We start from the raw sequence: 16,891 nt of genomic DNA on the forward strand, positions 1-16,891 counted from the left end.
AGGCCCCCCGGTCGTCCTCGGTATGCGAATAGGCCGGGCCGCGGGCTCAGGCGGTGGGGGCTGAGGGGGTGTCCGCGGCTTCCGGGCAGCGCTCCCCCGGTCGTCCCGGTGTGCGACCCGCGGGCTCAGCCGGTGGGGGCGCCGAACCACCGGGGGAGCCGGTCGAGGAGGTCCTGCCGGTCTTCACCGGCCCACGCCACATGGCCGTCCGGCCGCAGCAGCACGGCGGGGACGTCGAGCTCCTCGCAGACGTCGATGACGTGGTCGACCCGGTCCGCCCAGCCCTCCACCGAGAGCCGTCCGGTCTGGTCGAGCAGCAGCCCGCGGCCCCGGTGCGTCAGCTCGTAGAGGCGCCCCCGCTTCAGCCGCAGATCCCGCATCCGCCGCCCGAGGAGCTCGTGGCCCTCGCCGAGGTCGTAGCGCACCTCCACCGCGGTGATCATCCCGGTGATGTACCGGTTGACCTCCTCGAAGTCCATCAGACGGGAGAACAGCTCCCGCAGCGCGGTCGCCCCCGGGTCGGATCCCAGCAGGGTGATCTGGGCGCGGGTGTTGGCGAGGACGCGGGCGCCCACCGGGTGCCTCTCGGCGTGGTAGCTGTCGAGCAGCCCCTCGGGCGCCCAGCCGTCGACGGCGGCCGCCAGCTTCCATCCCAGGTTGAAGGCGTCCTGGACGCCGAGGTTGAGCCCCTGCCCGCCGGTCGGCGGGTGGACGTGCGCCGCGTCGCCGGCGAGCAGCACCCGGCCGACGCGGTAGTGCTCGGCCTGGCGGGTGGCGTCGCCGAACCGGGAGAGCCAGCGCGGCGAGCGAGCGCCGAAGTCGGTGCCCGCGAACGCCCGGAGCTGCCGCCGGAAGTCGTCGAGGGTCGGCGGGGCCGCCCGGTCCTCGGCCACGCCGTCGGCGGGGACGACGACGCGGTACACCCCCTCCCCGAGGGGGGCGGCCCCGAAGCGCAGTTGGGTCTTGCGGACCTCCTCGCCGACGGCGGCGATCGTCTCCGGATCCGCCGTGAGCTCCATCTCCCCCAGGAGCGTCTCGACCGTCGCGGGCTCGCCAGGGAACCCGATGCCGAGCTGCTTGCGCACCAGGCTGCGCCCGCCGTCGCATCCGACGAGGTACCGCGACCGCAGGCGCGTGCCGTCCGCCAGCTCGACGGTCACCGCGTCCGCGTCCTGGCTCAGCCCGACGACGTCGCTGCCGCGCCGGAGCTCCACGCCTGCCTCGCGGGCGTGCTCCTCGAGCAGTCGCTCGGTGAGCGGCTGCGGGATGGCGATGCCGTACGGGTGGGCGGTGTCCAGATCCTGGGGCCACGGCTTGATGATGCCGCCGAAGAGGCCGCCCGCCTGGAACGTCTCACTCACCGCGAGGAACCGGTCCAGCAGGCCGCGCTGGTCCATGATCTCGACGCTGCGCGCGTGGAGGCCCTGGCCTCGGGACTGTTCGCTCCGCTCGGTCAGCCGCTCCAGCACGACCACGTGTACGCCGTGCAGCCGCAGTTCGGCGGCCAGCATCAAGCCGGTCGGGCCGCCGCCGACCACGATCACGTCAATCATCACAACGTCCGTTTCACGAGAGGGGGTGGGGCCGGCCGCTCCGTACGGGTCGGCGGACACGGCGCCCCACCGCGGGCGACCCCGTACGTCTCCGTACGACCGCGCGCCACGGTGGTGGACCCGCCGGTGGTGGATCCGCCGTTTCCGCAGGTCCTGGCCTTGGGCGGATCATTCTGCGGGACGGACCCGGCCTTGCCGCAAGCCCCCCTGTGCGCTATACCTTGAGAGTGGCAAGGAGTCGGTGACTCCTTGCCTTTGTCGTGTCCGTCCCATGCCCCCACCTAGCGCGGGCGCGCAGGGGTCAGCGCGCTGCGGAGGAGTGGCGCGCTTCGGCGGCCGTCTTCAGGTCGCGCAGCCAGCCCTCGAGTCCCCGGCCCCGGCGGAGGCCCTCCATCGGTTCCTGACCTTCTGGACCCGTCTGCACGGCGTGCTGTCGCTGGAGCTCGCCGGCCACTTCGCCGGCATGGACCTCGACCCCGCCCGACTCTTCGCGGCCGAACTCGAGACAGTGCTGCCACCGCGCCCGAGACACCGTGAGCCGGCGACGGGCGGGCCCGTCAGCCGCGCTTCGGCCGGTCGGGAGGGTTAGGGTGCACCCTGATCATCACAGATCACCGCATATCGACTCGGCGGAGGTGCACATCCATCGTGCGGGTGCAGACGGACGCGAATCGCCGGCACGCCCTGCTCGCGGTCCCGCTCGGCCTCATCGTGGTCGTCACGGTGGTGGACATCCTCGCTCCGCCGGAGGTGCACCTCGGGCCGTTCCTGGCGGCGGCGCCGGCGGTCACGGCCTCGTTCGCCGGGCCGAGGACGACCGGCCTGATCGGCGCGGTGGCCGTGCTGGCCCAGATGGCCGTGGCCCTGGTACGCACCAGCCTCACGGACCTGAACCACACCTTCCAGATCATCGCGCTGATCCTGATCTCCGCGTTCGTCACCTTCTTCGCGGCGCTGCGGGAGCGGCACGAGAAGGAGATGACACAGCTCCGGTACGTCGCCGAGGCCGCACAGGAGGTCGTCCTGCGGCCCCTGCCGGACCGTATCGGGAGCCTGCGGCTGGCCTCCGTCTACCTGGCCGCCGAGGACGAGGCGCAGATCGGCGGGGACCTGTTCGCCGCCGCGCGCACGTCCCAGGGGACCCGGCTGATGATCGGGGACGTACGCGGCAAGGGCATGGAGGCGGTCGGGGACGCGGCCCTGCTCCTCGGCGCGTTCCGGGCCGCCGCCCACCGGCAGGCCGAACTCTCCCTGCTGGTGACGTACCTGGAGGGGACCGTATCGTCGAGCCTGGGCGACCCGGGGGCCGGCGCCGCGGAGGAGGAGCCCGGCGAGGCGTTCATCACCGCCGCTCTGCTGGACGTCCCCGACAGCACGCCGACGCTCCACCTGGTCAACTGCGGGCATCCGCCGCCGCTGCTCCTGCGGAACGGCGTGGTGACGCCGCTGGAGGTCCGCCTGCCGGCGCCGCCTCTCGGGCTGACCGAGTTCGCGGGCCGCGCCGTCCTGACACCCGAGGTGTTCCCCTTCGAAGCCGGCGATGTCGTGCTGCTCTACACCGACGGGGTCATCGAGGCCCGCGACGCCATCGGCACCTTCTATCCCTTGGCCGAACGCCTCGGCACCTTCGCGGAGGCGGACCCCCGGGCCCTCCTGCGCCGTCTGCGCGAGGACCTGCTCGCGCACACCCCGCACGGCCGTCTCGGCGACGACGCCGCCATGGTCGCGATCCGGCGGCTGCCGGAGGACTGAGCCCGGCCCGTGCGGCCGGCCGGTGTGTCGACTGACGCCGACCGGCCTCACCGGCCCGGTAGGCGCCCATGCCGCGCCTTCCGGGCGGGCCACTCGTCCGAGGGAGCGTCAGATGCCTTCGTCAGGGCACACGAAGGTCATGTCCGGAGAACACGCGCGCCCGACGAACACCCCGACGAGCACCCTGTTCCGTTCCGTCTTCGACGCCCAGGCCTCCGCACGCGGCGGCAGACACGGGCGCCGCGGCACGGCCCGTGGGCGGCTGCGCCGCCGGCTGCTGGCGTACCGCGCCGTCGAGTTCCTGTCCTCGCACCTCCCCGGCGACCCCGGGCCCGGAGAGGAGTGCCTGCTCCTCGTGCACGGCCGCAGGGTCATCGGGCAGGTGCACTACCGCATCTGCGCGAACTGCGCCGCGGGCGTCGTCACGGCCCTCGACATCGACCGCCCGTTCCACTCCACCGGGCTCGGCACCCGCGCCCTCTCCCACCTGCGTTCCCGCCACCCGGACGTCACCTGGCGCAGCACCCTGACCGTCCGTACCACCCGTGATCTGCTGCGCAGGATGCGCATCCCCGTCACCGCCCCCGACGACAGCGGCTGCCACCACGCGGCCGTAACCCCCGCGCCGGTCCCGGCCGGTTGACCACGCTCCCCGGCCGGGCCGGTCCTCGTGGGGGTCAGGCCGGGTGGTAGCGGACGACCAGGGTCGGCAGCAGCACCAGGTCGACGACGGTCTCCATCAGCTCACGGGTGGCCGGCGTCCGGTGCACGATGGTCTGCGCGAGCCAGGTGCCGAGCAGGACCTGGTGGGTGAGGCCGACGATCGGGTTGGCGGCCTCGATCTCTCCCCGGTCCACGGCGCGGTCGAGGAGCGCGGACAGATCCTTCAGGAGGGGGTCGATCAGGATCTCGCGGGCGATCTCCATGACGGTCTCGTCCTGGACGATGACGGCGGGGACGGAGATGAACGCGCCCCCGCCCGCCTCGTCGGCCAGCAGGCGCTCCACCAGGGCCATCAGGTCACCGCGCAGGCTGCCCGTGTCGACGCGCTCCAGGCCGTGTCCGTGTTCGCCGGAGAGCTCCTTCCAGGCCGAGATCACCAGCCGGGGCTTGCTCTGCCACTGCCGGTAGAGCGTGGCCGTGCTGCACCGCCCCCGTTGCGCGACCGCGGCCATGGTCACCTGGTCGTAGCCGACCTCGCCGACGAGTTGGGCGGTCACGCGCAGGAGCTCGCGCCGGCGCTCCGGGGTGAGTCTCCGACGACGCGTCGGCCCGGTGAGTGCCTCGGCCATGCTGGTGGTTCCTCCGACTGTGTGCGTCGTGCCGCTGTGCCGCGCGCGCCCCGCTTCGCCGCTGTACGCGTCCCGCTTCGGCGCCGTATCCGTCCTGCTTCGGTGCGACTCAGTCAACCGCGGCCCGCGCCCCGGCGGACCAGGGATTTCCCCTAGGGCGGGTCCGCCGGGGCTTCGCGACGCCGGCTCCCTCCCCGCCGGCAGCACCTCACCCCCGGGTCCGGCCGCGTCGTCCCTCCGGCGACGCGCCCCGTACCGCCCCGCCCGCCGCTCCAGCAGGCGGGACGGGGCCGTCGGTAGAATGCGAGGAACTGCTGATCCCGTCGAGCATCAGCGTCGGGAGTACGCATGAACGAGTCCCGTGGCCGCCGGTTCATCGGGCGCTCCCGCGAGTTGGGAGTCCTGCGGGCCGCCGCACGGACCGCCGCCCGTGGGGTCCCCCGGGTCGTCGTGGTCTCGGGCTCCGCGGGCATGGGCAAGACCGTCCTCGTCGACCATTTCGCGGAGCGGGTCGACAAGGAGTTCACCGTCCTCAGGACGTGGGACGTGCCCCCGAAGACCGAGCTGCCCTTCTACACCGTCACCGGTCTCCTCACCGACGGCGGCGCCTACCCGGCGGGGGCGCCCGGGCGGGAACGCCCGGACCCTCAGCTGTCGGTGCTCGGGACGGGCGCGGCGGTCATCGACCTGCTGGACGCCCTGCTCGAGCGCGCGCCGGTGCTGTTCTGGCTGGACGACGCGCACCGGATCGACATGGAGTCCTTGCAGGCCATCGGCTTCGCCCTGCTGCGGCAGCGGGCGGAGCGCGTACTGACCGTCGTCTCCACGCAGCACGCCGCCCGGACCGTACGGCACATGGGCCTGACGGACCTGGAGCCGGCACCGGAGCACATCGGACTCACCGGCTTCACCCCGGACGAGACACGCGACTTCGTCGAGGACCGGACCTCCCGGCCGCACTCGGAGGGGCGGCTGCGGAACCTCGCGGTGTGGAGCAACGGCAACCCCCTCTTCCTGGAGGCCGCGGTCGGCGCCTTCGGAGGCGACCTCCCCGACGACCCGGCCGTCACGAGCGTTCCCACGTCGCTTCGGGAAGCCGTCGGCGCCTGGTCGCGGTCCTTCCCCCCGTCGAGCCGCGCGCTCCTCGACATGCTCGCCGTCCTCGACGCCCCGGCGCCCGTCCCGCTCCTGGGCCGGCTGCTGGACTCCGACTCGGTCGGCGCCGACGCCGACCGCCTGGTGGAGCAGCACGCCGCCGTGTGGGTCCCGGGCGCCGCGCCGACCCTGGGGCTGGTCCACGCCGGCCAGCGGGACGCGCTGTACGCCGCCCTCCCCCGTGCGGAACGCGACCGGATGCACCTCAGGGTCGCCCGGATCCTGGGTCCGCCGGAGAGCTGGCGGCACCGGGTGGCGGCGGCGGAGAGTTACGACGCGCCGCTCGCCGCGGAGTTGCGGGACGCCGCCACCCGGGAGGTGGCCGCCGGTCACGCGGCGCTCGCGGCCACGTATCTGCTCGCCTCCTCCCAGGTCGAGCCGGAGGTCCGGCAGCGGCAGGAGGCGCTGGTCTCGGCCGTACGCCTGCAGGTGACGGGCGGTCAGCCGCGCACCGCGCTGCGCCACGAGGCGACCGTCCTCGCCTCCCCCGACGGGCCGCAGCGCGACGAGGCGCTGGGCCTGCTCAGCCTGGCGCAGGGCAAGGACGCCCGGGCCCGTACGTATCTCGCGCGGGCGCGGGAGGCCTTCACCGCCCGCGGGGAGACGGCCCTGGCCGCGTCCGCCGCCGCCGAACTGGGCGTCGCGGAAGGCTCGCTGGGGCTCGGGCAGGCGACGCTCGCGACCTCCCGGTTCGCCCTGCGGCACACCGACGACGCGACCATACGGGGGATGGCGCAGGCGAACCTGGCGTACGGCCACGCCCTCATCGGCGGCCCCGCCGTCGGCCTCGAGCACCTCGGCGAGCTGCCCGACCTCCCCGTCCGGGTCCCTCCCACCCACACCGACGCCCTCATCTACCGGGGCATGTTCCGCAGCCTCGCAGGAGATCTCGCGGGAGGCCTGAACGACCTCTCGGCGGCGGCCCGGCGGCGCGACGTGGGGGTGTCGAGGATCAGCAGCGTCTCCGCGCTGACCCACAGCCTGTGGAGCCACTTCGCCCTCGGCGAATGGCAGGACGCCCGGCGCAACCTCTCGGTGGCGCTCGACATCGCGCACACCACCGGGCGCGCCTCCGACTCGTTCGCGCTCAACTGCTTCATCGCCGTCCTGCACGCCTTCAGCGGCCGGTTCGACGAGGCGCGGGCCGCGATGCGGGAGGCACGGGCCGTGGCCTCGGCGGATTTCGAGGGCCCCGACTTCCACATCGCCACCTCCCAGGCGGTGGTGGAGTTCGCCGCGGAGGACTACGAGAAGGTGGTGGCGCTCATCGGCCCGGCCGTGGACGACCCCGTCAACGAGAGCCGTGCGCGCCTGTACGCCCTCCGGCACGTGCCGTTGCTCGGGGTGGCGTACGCGCGGACCGGCGACACCGGCCGGGCCCGGGCCGTGCAGCGCCAGCTGGCGGCGGCGCGGCCGCACGGCGCGCTGCTCCCGGTGGTGGGCAAGTGGGTCGGCGGCGCGATCGCCGTCGCCGAAGGCGCGCCGGAAGCCGCCGTGCGCGCCTACACGGACGCGCTCGCGGTGGCCGCGGACGGCGGCGACCCGGTGCTGCACAAGGCGTGTGCGCGGCAGGACCTGGGCGCCGTGCTGCTCGCCACCGGCGACACGCAGGGCGCGCGCGAGCATCTGCGTGCCGCCGAGAAGGTCTTCGCCGGCCTCGGCGCGGAGCCGTTCCGCCTGCGCTGTCGCGCGCTGCTGGACGGGCTCGGCACGTCGTCGGCGCGGCGCGGGGACGGCGGGGGCTTCGGGCACGGGTTGTCGGACCGGGAACGGGACATCGCCGGGCTGGTCGGCCGTGGCTGGACGAACCGGGAGATCGCGGCGGAGCTGTACCTCAGCGTGAAGACGGTGGAGTACCACCTGGCGAACATCTACGCCAAGAACGCCATCAAGGGCCGGCGGGAGCTGCGCGATCTGATGCAGTCCGGGGAGTCCGGCGAGCAGTCCCGGGAGAGCTGAGGGGACGGGGGCGGCCCCCTGTCCGGGCCTGGGAAACGCTCACGGAAGTGAGCGTTCCGGCCCGGGCTGCGGCCCCTGGGCGCCCTGTTCCACCGCGGTGGAACAGGGCGCCCGGGGGCTTCGCTCCGCGCGAGGGGAAGGGGCAGCCTTACTCCCGGGTGGACGTCACGGGCGGGCGGTGAGGAGGAGCCGGGTGGAGCCGTCGGGGAGGCCGGCGATGCCGACCTGGTCGCCCGCGAAGCCGGCGGCCCCCCGGACGCCGCCCACGCGCAGGAACGGGGTCCAGCCCCCGTCCGCGTGGCGTGCGGCGTGGTGGACGTATCCGTCGCGTCCGACGGCGGCCACCTGGGCGGAGCCGTCGGGCAGGCCGGCCAGGGCGACCGCGGAGGCCCCCATCGCGCCGCCGGACACCCCGGCCGGGGTTCCCCACCCCGACCACGTACCGTCGCCGCGGCGGAGGGTGTGCCAGATGTTGCCGTCGTTGCCGATCGCCGCGATCTGGCTGTCGCCGTTCGGCAGGGCCGCGATCGACAGGGCGGGTCCGGCGAAGTCCGGGGCGTTGACGCCCGCGACGACCGACCACGGGCTCCAACTGCCGTCGGCGGCCCGGATACCCAGGCGCATCCTGCCGTCGGCGCCGTAGACGAGGATCTGCGCGGAGCCGTCGGGCATGCCGGCGGCGGCGACCCTGGTCGCCTTCACCAGTCCGTCGTCCTGGCCCGGCATGGAGGACCAGCCCTGCCAACTCCCGTCGGCGTGCCGGATGTTGTGGTACGCGTAGCCGTCCTTGCCGACGGCGACGATCTGGGCGTCGCCGTCGGGCGTGCCCGTGACGGCGATGTCCCGGGCGGCGAAGCCGCCGGCCCGGTTGTCGGCTGCCGGCAGGAGGTTCCAGCCCTGCCGGCCGCCGTCGCGCCGGAGGATGTCGTGCCAGATGTTGCCGTCCAGCCCGACGCCGAGGACCTGGACGCCGCCGTCGGGCATGGCGCTCACGGCCTGTCGGGGTCCGGCGAAGCGGAAGGCCTGACCGACCCCGCTCAGCGGGCTCGGTCCGGTCCAGGTGCCGTCGGCGCGGCGGGTGGCCTGGTGGAAGGTGTGCGCCGTGACCCGCTGCGGAAGGTTCTTGGAGATGATCTCCCGCTGGAGTTCACCGGCGGCCACCCCGGCCCGGTTCTGGTTCACGTCGTCCGTCATGACGATGTTCATGTTGTCGGTGACGCCGGTGTGGTTCCACTCGGCCCGCAGCTTGGCGAGCAGTCGGGCGTTCAGCTCGTTCTCCATGCTGATCAGGTAGTTGTCGGCCTCCCAGGCCGACACCAGCCGCAGCATCCGGGCGATCTGGATCATCGCCGCGTCCGGTATGGAGTGGGTGGGGTCGATGATGGCCTGCTGGACGAAGAGCTTCCGCTCGCTGCCCGCGTCCGGCGTCCTGCCGAGCACCTCGTCGCCGCGCCGGAGCACCGCGTCGTACGTCTTCTTTCGCAGGCCGGGGTCGAGGGCGCCCTTGAGGATGTCCTTCCAGTCGCCGCTGACGCCGACGTAGCTGCCGCGGTAGTCCTGGACGAGGGGCTGTCGCCAGGCCCAGGGGTAGGAGGTGCTGTCGGTGTCGTCGACGAGGACCACGTGTTTGCCGGCGGCCATGAACTGGTCGTACGTGGAGGTGGGGCCGAGCGATCCGTCGGCGATCGCCGGGTTGCCGGGCCGGCCGCCGCCGACCAGGCCGCCCAGTTCGGTGACGGCCGCGCGGCTGTCCTCCTTGAGCGTGGCGGCGGGGCCGGTGGTCTTGACCCGGAGGATGACGATCTCGCGCGGGTGCCGCCGGATCCAGTCGGCGAGTTCGCGCGCCTCGCCCGGCACGGTGATGCCCAACGGGCCGCGCGCGTCGAAGAACAGCCGTCCCAGCGGCCCGCCGTGGTAGCTGTACCAGCGGTCGCCCTGCTTGCAGAGGCGCAGGTCGAGATAGCGGGAGCCGGCGTCGAGCTGCTGCACGAGCGAGCCGCTCTGGGTGCGGGACATCCCGGCCGCCAGCTCCGGCCACGAGCGGGCGACGTCGACGGTGTCGCCGGCGTCGCACATGCCGCTGTCCTTGGTGATGCCCGCGGTCCCGGCGTCATGGCTGCCGGGCATCACGATCCCGTTGAGGGGGCGGTTCCCGAGGGTGCCGGCGAGTTGGGACATCCACGAGCCGAGGTCGATCGCCTCGGACGTCCGCGCGGGACGCGCCGGGTGGGACGCGGGAGCCCTGCCCGCGGCGGCGGCGCCCGCAAGAGCCGGTGTCGTGAGGGCCGGTGTCGTGGGAGCGGGCCCCGTGACAGTGGGTACCGCGGTCGCGGTACCGGTGGCGAGCGTACCGAGGACGACCGACAACACCCCTAGCGTCAGCCCTCGACGCCCCGCTCTGCCGGCTTCGTTCATGTCCGTCTTCCTTCCGGTGTGGGGCGGGCCCGACCACGCCGTCATCGGTGTTCGCGCCGTCTCCACACCGTTCGCTGCCGGTCGGTGAGGATCTGGCGCATCCGTGTCCGGTGCGTGGGCGCGCCCGGGGTCGCCAGAGCATGAGGACGGGGCGAAAGGGCCGTCAACCAGCCTGCTCGGCCGCGAAGTTACCGACCGGTCGCAGCCGGAGCGGACCGGCGTCCGGAGCCGGGCGGCACCGGTGGCAACACCGCACGTGACGGGAGCGGAGCCCGACCCCCTCCCCCGCCCGTCCGTACGCTTCAGGCCGCCGTGGGCACCTCTTCCGGCCAGGTGAAACGCTCACTCCGGATGAGCGTTGTGCGGTCCGCCGTCAGGCGTCGGCGGCGCAGCGGAAGCCGCGGTCGCCGCCGCTGGAGCCGGGCGCGCGGGCGGTACGGGAGGCCACGCGGTGGCGGTTGCAGGAGGCGTCGTGGCACAGGTACGAGCCGCCGCGCAGGACCCGGTCCTCGCCCTCCTCGGGGCCGCGCGGGTCGGTGCGGGGAGCGGACGGGTGCTCGGCGGTGAAACGGTCGGCCACCCACTCCCACACGTTGCCGACCATGTTGCACAGGCCGTAGGCGTTGGACCGGTACGCGTCGACGGGAGCGGTTCCCGCGTAGCCGTCGTCGGCGGTGTCCCCCTCGGGGAAATCGCCCTGCCAGATGTTGCAGCGCCACCGGCCGCGCGGAGTCAGCTCGTCGCCCCACGGATAGCGCGCCTGGTCGAGGCCGCCGCGTGCCGCGTACTCCCACTCGGCCTCGGTCGGCAGCCTTCGCCCCGCCCACGCCGCGTAGGCCTGGGCGTCGTCCCAGGTCACATGGACGACGGGGTGCCGGGCGCGGTCGCCGATGGCGGAGCCCGGGCCCTCGGGAAGACGCCAGGACGCCCCCTCCACGGCCCGCCACCAGGGGGCCCCGGCCGGGGTGCGGCTCGCGCGCTCGAGGTCCGGGGCGAGGAAGCCCGCGAAGACGCGGGACCAGCCGGACCGCTCGGCGCCGGTGACGTATCCGGTCTCCTTGACGAAGGCGGCGAAGCGGGCGTTGGTCACCGCCGTCTCGTCCAAGCGGAACGGCGAGACGGTGACCTCTCGCACCGGTGCCTCCCCGTCACCGGGGTTGGCGAGCCCGTCCTCGTTGCCCATGCGGAACGTCCCGCCGGGCACGGACACCATCCTCGCGCCGGACGCTCGCCGCGCCCTGCGGAGGGCGGGCGCCGCGGGTCTCGTCCGGGGCGCCGCGTCGGGCGTGCGGCGGGGGGAGCCGCCCCTCGGAGTCTTCCCGTTCGTCACGCCGACCTCATGTGCGGTCAATGGACACCTCCTGGTCGGGACACGGAATATCAGAACCACCAGCCCGTTCCCCAAGATCGTCCGAAAACCCCACGCTCTGGAGTCGTCATGCCGGGACGTCTGAGCGCCCCGCCCCTCCCCCGCCGCTCCTTGGACGACGGCGCCCGCCTCACCCCGTACAGGTGCGGCAGTGGCACCAGTCGGCGACTCCGGAGGCCCGCGGTCGGAAGACCGAGGACAGCGGGTCGGGGCGGCGCGGGGGCGTGGCGGTGCTCTCGCGCTCGACCAGCGCCGTCGGCACCAGGGTGGTGCCCGTCGGCAACTCCCCGCGCAGTTGCCGCACCATCGCGTCGACGCACAGCCGGCCGAGAGCGGCGCGGTCCACACGGATCGTCGTCAGCGGCGGTATGAGCGATCCCGCCGTCGGGATGTCGCCGAAGCCGACGACGCTGACGTCCTCGGGCACCCGCCGTCCGGACTCGTGCAGGGCGCGCAGGACGCCGAGGGCCATCTGGTCGTCGGCCGCGAACACGGCCGTACAGTCGGGTTCGCGGGCCAGACGCAGGCCGGCCGTATGGCCGGAGCCGGCGGTCCCGTCACCCCTGAGCGGCGGCGGGATCGGACGGCCCGCGCGGCGCAGGGCCTCCTCCCAGGCGGCCGCCCGGTGACGGGCGGCGGTCGACCCCTCCGGGCCGGCCACGTGCCAGACGGTGCGGTGGCCGAGGCCCAGTAGGTGGCGGACCGCCGTGTCGGCGCCTTGGCGCTGGTCCGTGCCCACGGCGGGGAAGGGTCCCGAGGCGTCGGACTCCACCACGACGACCTTGGCGTGCGGTGGTACGGCGAGGAGGGCCGTGTCGAGGAGGGGAAGCTCCACCATCAGCGCCACCGCGTCCACGGCGAGTTCGTCGAACCGGGCGAACGCGCCCGTGACGTCCTCCTGGTTCAGCGCGTCCAAGGGGATAAGCGTGACCGCGTAACCCTCGTGGGCGGCGCTGGTGACGAGGGCCTCCAGCGTCCGTACGTCGCCGGTGCCGGGCGCGGTGCCGCTGTCGGAGAGGCCCCTGGTGATCACGCCGAGGGTGCGGAAGTCACCTCGTCTGAGCGCCCGGGCGGCGCTGTTAGGGCGGTAGTCGAGCGTGCCCATGGCGTCCAGCACCTTCCGGCGGGTGCGCGGGGAGACGGCAGGATCGCCGTTCGCGACGCGTGAGACGGTCTGCGCGGAGACACCGGCGAGCGAGGCGACCTCGGCCATCGAGACGCGGCGCGGCCACCGTGCCTCCGTACGCCGCTTCCGGTCGCCGCGGCGCTCGGCGGGGACGTCGAGGGCGGGGCCGGGACCCGGGCCGGGGTCAGACGGAGTGGGCACGGTGGCCCTTCGCGGCGGCCGGGACCATCACCACGGTGGTGCGCACACCGCACCGGCGGAGGGAGGCGACCATGTCGGCGTTGGCCAGCGAGTCGGTGACCAGGGTGTCGATGGAGGCCAGTCCGACCGTCTTCGCCCGCTGCACCGCGCCGAGCTTCGAACTGTCCGCGACGACGATCGTGTACTCGGCCTGCTGGAGCATGATCCGGTCGATCTCCGCGCCGGGGGCGGTGTAGCGCGTCAGCCCGACCTGCGGACTGATGCCGTCCGTCCCGACGACGGCGACGTCGAACCGGTAGGAGCGCAGGGTCTTCTCGGCGACGGTCCCGACGAGATCGTGGGAGAGCGGGCGAGCCGTGCCACCGGTGACCACCACTTTCACCAGCTGCCGGGCCATGAGCGAGGTCGCCGTGTCGAGCCCGTTGGTGACGACGGTGAGGCCCGCCCGTCCCGCCAGGCTCTTGGCGACGAAGCCGACGGTGCTGCCGCCCCCCAGCGCCACCGTGAGGGGCCGGGACGGTATCAGGGTCGAGGCGAGGGCCCCGATGCGGCGCTTGGCCTCGGTGTGCTGGGAACCGCGCAGGCTCACGGGTGGTTCCGCTCCGCGGTGCGCCGCGGCGATCTTGCCGTACGACCGGCGGATCAGGCCCTTCTCCTCCATCACGGCCAGGTCGCGGCGGACCGTGGCGCCGGAGACGCCGAGACGGGAGGGCAGAAAGCGCACCTGCACTTCCCGCCTCTGCGCGAGGAGCGCCAGGATCATCGAGATGCGCGTGTCGCGCGAGCGGTCACTCACAGGTTCTCCGTCCCGCCGTCAGCGAGGATCCGGCAGGCTGACGGTTCGGCTGCCCGAGGCCTCGCGCCTCGTCGTCCGGGGCCTTGTGGGCCCCGACCAGGCTCGCCCGCCCGCGCACCGAGGGGATCGGGGAAAGTCCCTAGGACGCCCCGGCCCGGGGCCAGGCGTCGCGGGCCCGGGGCCAGGCGTCGCGGGCCCGGGCCAGGCGTCACGGGCCCGGGGCCAGGCGTCGCGGGCCAGGCGGGACTTTCCGGACACGGCCTAGGGACTTTCCCCGATCCGGACCGACCGACCAGACGGTTGCATGGGGGGCAAAGCTCGCAAGAGTCACCTTTTGGAGAGAGATCTTCCGGAGTCCCCATGTACGTCACTGATCCCCACGACGCCGTCCGCTTCGACACGGGCGGTGACGACGTGGGAGTACGTTCCCTCCCGCCGCGTTCCTGTCACTCCCCGACCGCCGGTGTCGTCCGCCCGCTCGACCACTGCCCGCAGGCGGTCGGTGCGGCTCGGCGCCTCGCGCGGGAGCTGCTGGACCGGTGGGTGGTGCCCGACGCGGACTCGGTCGCGCTGGTCGTCTCGGAGCTGGTGACCAACGCGGTCGAGCACGCGCTGCCGCCCCTGGTCCTGCACCTCCACCGCGATCCGGCGCAGCGGCGGGTCTGGGTGGGCGTCTCCGACGGCGGGCCGGCGCCGCACGACGGCCCCTGGACGTCCTCCTGCACGGACGAGGAGCACGGCCGGGGGCTGGGCATCGTCGAGGCGCTGACCGACGTCCGGGAGACGGACACCCTCCCGGACGGTACGGCCATCCACTGGGCGCGGCTCGCCGCGGCCTGAACGCCCGGGTCAGAAGATGCGCTGGCCTGGCGTGAGGACGCCGTCGGGGTCGTAGCGGTGCCGGGCGGCCTCGAACTCCGGCCAGAAGGCGCCGAAATGGCGCTCCCAGTCGTCCCGGGTGAGGGGCACCGATCCGATCGGGTACCAGCAGCCGCCCGCTTCGCGGGTGGCGTCGTACTGGCGGCGGTTCGCGGCGACCATTTCCTCCGCCGGATCGACTCCGGGGGAGGCGGTCTTGAGCAGGGAGAAGAGGTAGACGAGTTCCTCGTCGGGCATGACCGGGAGCGGGGTCGCGCACTTGGCGGTGAGGATGGGGTACAGCAGGATGACCGCGGTCGCCCCGATCGCGCGCGACGTGAGGCCGGCCAGCGTCTCGGTGACGACCGAGTGCACCGTGGAGGCGGGGAGCAGGCTGTCGTACCACGGGTGGGGGCGCTGCCACTCCCCCATCGCCCGGAACGCCTCCACCGCGGGGGCGAGCCGGTTGACGAAGTCGAAGTAGTCGACGTCCTGGGCCTGTGTCGTCGTGGGCTCCAGGTCGGCCGTGAGCCGGGCGTCGTCGGCCGCCGTCCCGTCGTAGGCGGCGGCTTCGAGCATGTAGGACCAGCCGTCCGGGGTGAGCAGGGCCTGCCCGACGAGGTAGTCGAAGCGGCCCTCGTCGATCAGCCTGGCCTGCTGCGCGGTGAGCGCGGCGACGCTCGGGAACATCAGGACGTAGTGCCGTACGGAGCGGGGCGCGGGCACCAGGGTGAGCGTGGCGCGGGTGATGAGGGCGCACTGGCCGAGGCCGCCGAGGACGGCTCGGAAGAGGTCGGGGCGCTCGGACGGCGAGCAGGTCGTGAGCTCGCCTTCGCCGGTGACGACCTGGAGTTCGACGACGTTGTCGACCTGCGTGCCGTAGCGGCCGATCTGCCCGCCCAGGCCTCCGGCCGACAGTGTGCCGCCGACCGAGAGTTCCAGGTAGTCGGTGAAGGCCGGCGGCGTGAGCCCCCGGGTCAGGGAGGCCTGGGCCAGGGTGCTCCACCGGACCCCGCCCTGGACGACCGCCGTGTCCTCGCGGATGTCGATCGCGTCCAGGCAGCCGAGGTCGATGACGAGCCCGGCGGGCACCTGCGCCTGCCCGTTGGTCGAGTGCCCCTGTCCTCGCGCGGCGACCTTCAGCCCGCGTTCCCGGCAGTAGCGGACCATCGCGGCGACGTCCTCGGCCGATCCGGGCCGCAGGACAGCGGCGGGCGGCTGCCGGACGAGACCGCCGAAGTCGGTGGACGCGGCGTCGAGGACGGCCGGGGCGAAGCTCAGCTCCCCGTCGAGCGCGGGGACCGCGTCGAAGGCGCCGACGGCCGGGGCGGCCGCGGCCGCGTCGGGCTGCGGGGAGGCGGGGTGGGAAGGCGTCACGCGTACTCCAGATCGGGTCAGGGGCAGGGTCGTCCCCCTTGCCCGGGTGGAGTCGGGGGACGGTGTGCCGACCCGGTGAGGCGGCCGGGCGCGCCCGCACGTCGACACACTTTCCTCACATGGTGATCTCTTCCCTGCCGAAGAGTCCACCAAAAATCCACCTGGGAAAGGAGATAGACGACATGTCGACTCCGGGGCGACGCCGCTCGGCGGGCACCCGCGGGCAGCGGGGAGGGCGACACGCGTTCAGCGGGAGGGGAATTCCCGACGGGCGAGGAGGGTGTATTCGGTGGGAGACACCTCCTTCTGCGCGTCCACGCTCGGCGCCGGGCCGCCGGCCGACGGCAGCCTCAAGCCCTTGACCTCGGCGGCCGGGAAGTCCTCACGCGCCAGACCGAGCGTCACATGGGGCCAGAAACCCTCCTCGACGATGTCCAGGGCTCGCGTGATCTCCTCCTGGATGCGGGCCAGTTCGGGGCTGTGCTCGACACCCAGGCGGACCTGCTCGCCCTTCTGCACGACGTCCTCGTCGTAGCGATAGGCGGGGTCCTTCCGCAGACTCCAGCTGCCGTGCCGCACCTCGCCGGTCAGGCGGACGACCGGAGCGGGCCACTCCCCCTGTTCGACGAGGCCGCGGACGTCCGCCAGCCTGCGGTCGTCGGCACCGCCAATGAAGCCCAGGGTGATGTGGATGTGCTCCGGCTGTTGGGGGTCGACCCGGTCCGCGCAGTCGTGCTGCAGCTCCACCAGGGCGTCCACCAGCGTGCCGGGGACCCTCAGGGAGATGAAGGCGTTCGTCGTGTGGTCCTTCGCCATGCGCTTCCTCCGTACATGAGCGTGCTCTCCGCCGATCCCGCGTCGGGCGGCGACGTTGCAGGGATTGCCCCGGCGACCGACACGGGTGGGCGGCGGCGGAGTGGCCTCACCCGGGCGGACGAGCGGCTGTTGGGTCGCCCGGGGGAATTTCACCCCCGGGCTCCCGCAGAACGGAGCGTGACAATCTCTCGTCACTCCGCTCTTGTCATCCTGGTCACCAAA

The 16,891-nt window shown here is 73.7% G+C and carries 12 protein-coding genes and 1 pseudogene; 5 read left to right on the forward strand and 8 right to left on the reverse strand.

The features are described from left to right. Positions 1 to 125: 125 nt before the first annotated feature. Positions 126 to 1,553, reverse strand: a complete 1,428-nt coding sequence (rox, locus tag ACZ6RC_RS32660) for a rifampin monooxygenase (protein WP_469590289.1) — start codon at positions 1,551 to 1,553, stop codon at positions 126 to 128. Positions 1,554 to 1,863: 310 nt separating this feature from the next. On the opposite strand from rox, the pseudogene ACZ6RC_RS32665 reads away from it, so the two are divergent. The 3 genes and pseudogenes from ACZ6RC_RS32665 to ACZ6RC_RS32675 all read left to right on the forward strand — a co-directional run. Then, a pseudogene (locus ACZ6RC_RS32665) lies at positions 1,864 to 2,142 on the forward strand (TetR-like C-terminal domain-containing protein); the annotation flags it as partial. 59 nt (positions 2,143 to 2,201) lie between these two features. Further along, on the forward strand, positions 2,202 to 3,305 hold the full coding sequence (locus tag ACZ6RC_RS32670) for a PP2C family protein-serine/threonine phosphatase (protein WP_469590292.1): 1,104 nt from the start codon (positions 2,202 to 2,204) through the stop codon (positions 3,303 to 3,305). Between the two features lie 139 nt (positions 3,306 to 3,444). After that, on the forward strand, positions 3,445 to 3,948 hold the full coding sequence (locus tag ACZ6RC_RS32675) for a hypothetical protein (RefSeq protein ID WP_391132878.1): 504 nt from the start codon (positions 3,445 to 3,447) through the stop codon (positions 3,946 to 3,948). A 34-nt stretch (positions 3,949 to 3,982) separates the two neighbouring features. On the opposite strand, the gene ACZ6RC_RS32680 is transcribed toward ACZ6RC_RS32675, so the two are convergent. Then, entirely contained in the window at positions 3,983 to 4,597 is a 615-nt protein-coding gene (locus ACZ6RC_RS32680; protein WP_469590295.1) for a TetR/AcrR family transcriptional regulator, read from the reverse strand. A gap of 348 nt (positions 4,598 to 4,945) precedes the next feature. Between ACZ6RC_RS32680 and ACZ6RC_RS32685 the strand changes: the two genes are divergently transcribed. Continuing rightward, a complete protein-coding gene (locus tag ACZ6RC_RS32685) occupies positions 4,946 to 7,711 on the forward strand; it encodes an AAA family ATPase (protein ID WP_469590299.1) in 2,766 nt (921 codons plus the stop codon). A gap of 165 nt (positions 7,712 to 7,876) precedes the next feature. On the opposite strand, the gene ACZ6RC_RS32690 is transcribed toward ACZ6RC_RS32685, so the two are convergent. The 4 genes from ACZ6RC_RS32690 to ACZ6RC_RS32705 all read right to left on the reverse strand — a co-directional run bounded on the left by ACZ6RC_RS32690 (position 7,877) and on the right by ACZ6RC_RS32705 (position 13,618). Next, positions 7,877 to 9,889, reverse strand: a complete 2,013-nt coding sequence (locus ACZ6RC_RS32690) for a DUF8189 domain-containing protein (RefSeq protein WP_469590302.1) — start codon at positions 9,887 to 9,889, stop codon at positions 7,877 to 7,879. 610 nt (positions 9,890 to 10,499) lie between these two features. After that, positions 10,500 to 11,477 (reverse strand): formylglycine-generating enzyme family protein, encoded by a 978-nt coding sequence (locus tag ACZ6RC_RS32695; RefSeq protein ID WP_469590304.1) that lies wholly within the window; start codon positions 11,475 to 11,477, stop codon positions 10,500 to 10,502. Between the two features lie 148 nt (positions 11,478 to 11,625). After that, positions 11,626 to 12,708: a LacI family DNA-binding transcriptional regulator gene (locus tag ACZ6RC_RS32700; RefSeq protein ID WP_469590323.1), complete on the reverse strand. Its 1,083-nt coding sequence runs from the start codon at positions 12,706 to 12,708 to the stop codon at positions 11,626 to 11,628. A 97-nt stretch (positions 12,709 to 12,805) separates the two neighbouring features. Then, positions 12,806 to 13,618 carry a DeoR/GlpR family DNA-binding transcription regulator gene (locus ACZ6RC_RS32705; RefSeq protein ID WP_469590307.1) on the reverse strand — a complete coding sequence of 271 codons (813 nt, stop codon included), beginning with the start codon at positions 13,616 to 13,618 and terminating at the stop codon, positions 12,806 to 12,808. Between the two features lie 360 nt (positions 13,619 to 13,978). On the opposite strand from ACZ6RC_RS32705, the gene ACZ6RC_RS32710 reads away from it, so the two are divergent. Then, a complete protein-coding gene (locus ACZ6RC_RS32710; RefSeq protein ID WP_391132895.1) occupies positions 13,979 to 14,458 on the forward strand; it encodes an ATP-binding protein in 480 nt (159 codons plus the stop codon). Positions 14,459 to 14,467: 9 nt separating this feature from the next. Here ACZ6RC_RS32710 and ACZ6RC_RS32715 read toward each other — a convergent pair whose 3' ends face one another. Together ACZ6RC_RS32715 and ACZ6RC_RS32720 are read right to left on the reverse strand one after the other, a co-directional pair. Then, entirely contained in the window at positions 14,468 to 15,853 is a 1,386-nt protein-coding gene (locus ACZ6RC_RS32715; protein ID WP_469590309.1) for an FAD-binding protein, read from the reverse strand. A gap of 246 nt (positions 15,854 to 16,099) precedes the next feature. Continuing rightward, on the reverse strand, positions 16,100 to 16,669 hold the full coding sequence (locus ACZ6RC_RS32720; protein WP_469590312.1) for a 2'-5' RNA ligase family protein: 570 nt from the start codon (positions 16,667 to 16,669) through the stop codon (positions 16,100 to 16,102). Between the last annotated feature and the right edge of the window lie 222 nt (positions 16,670 to 16,891).

It is taken from the genome of Streptomyces sp. NPDC048353 (assembly GCF_055587165.1).

Coding starts and splice junctions, on each gene's coding strand:
- rox (WP_469590289.1), bottom strand. CDS start 1,553: ATGATTGACGTGATCGTGGTCGGCGGCGGCCCGACCGGCTTGATGCTG.
- ACZ6RC_RS32675 (WP_391132878.1), top strand. CDS start 3,445: ATGTCCGGAGAACACGCGCGCCCGACGAACACCCCGACGAGCACCCTG.
- ACZ6RC_RS32680 (WP_469590295.1), bottom strand. CDS start 4,597: ATGGCCGAGGCACTCACCGGGCCGACGCGTCGTCGGAGACTCACCCCG.
- ACZ6RC_RS32685 (WP_469590299.1), top strand. CDS start 4,946: ATGAACGAGTCCCGTGGCCGCCGGTTCATCGGGCGCTCCCGCGAGTTG.
- ACZ6RC_RS32690 (WP_469590302.1), bottom strand. CDS start 9,889: ATGTCCCAACTCGCCGGCACCCTCGGGAACCGCCCCCTCAACGGGATC.
- ACZ6RC_RS32700 (WP_469590323.1), bottom strand. CDS start 12,708: ATGGCCGAGGTCGCCTCGCTCGCCGGTGTCTCCGCGCAGACCGTCTCA.
- ACZ6RC_RS32710 (WP_391132895.1), top strand. CDS start 13,979: ATGTACGTCACTGATCCCCACGACGCCGTCCGCTTCGACACGGGCGGT.
- ACZ6RC_RS32720 (WP_469590312.1), bottom strand. CDS start 16,669: ATGGCGAAGGACCACACGACGAACGCCTTCATCTCCCTGAGGGTCCCC.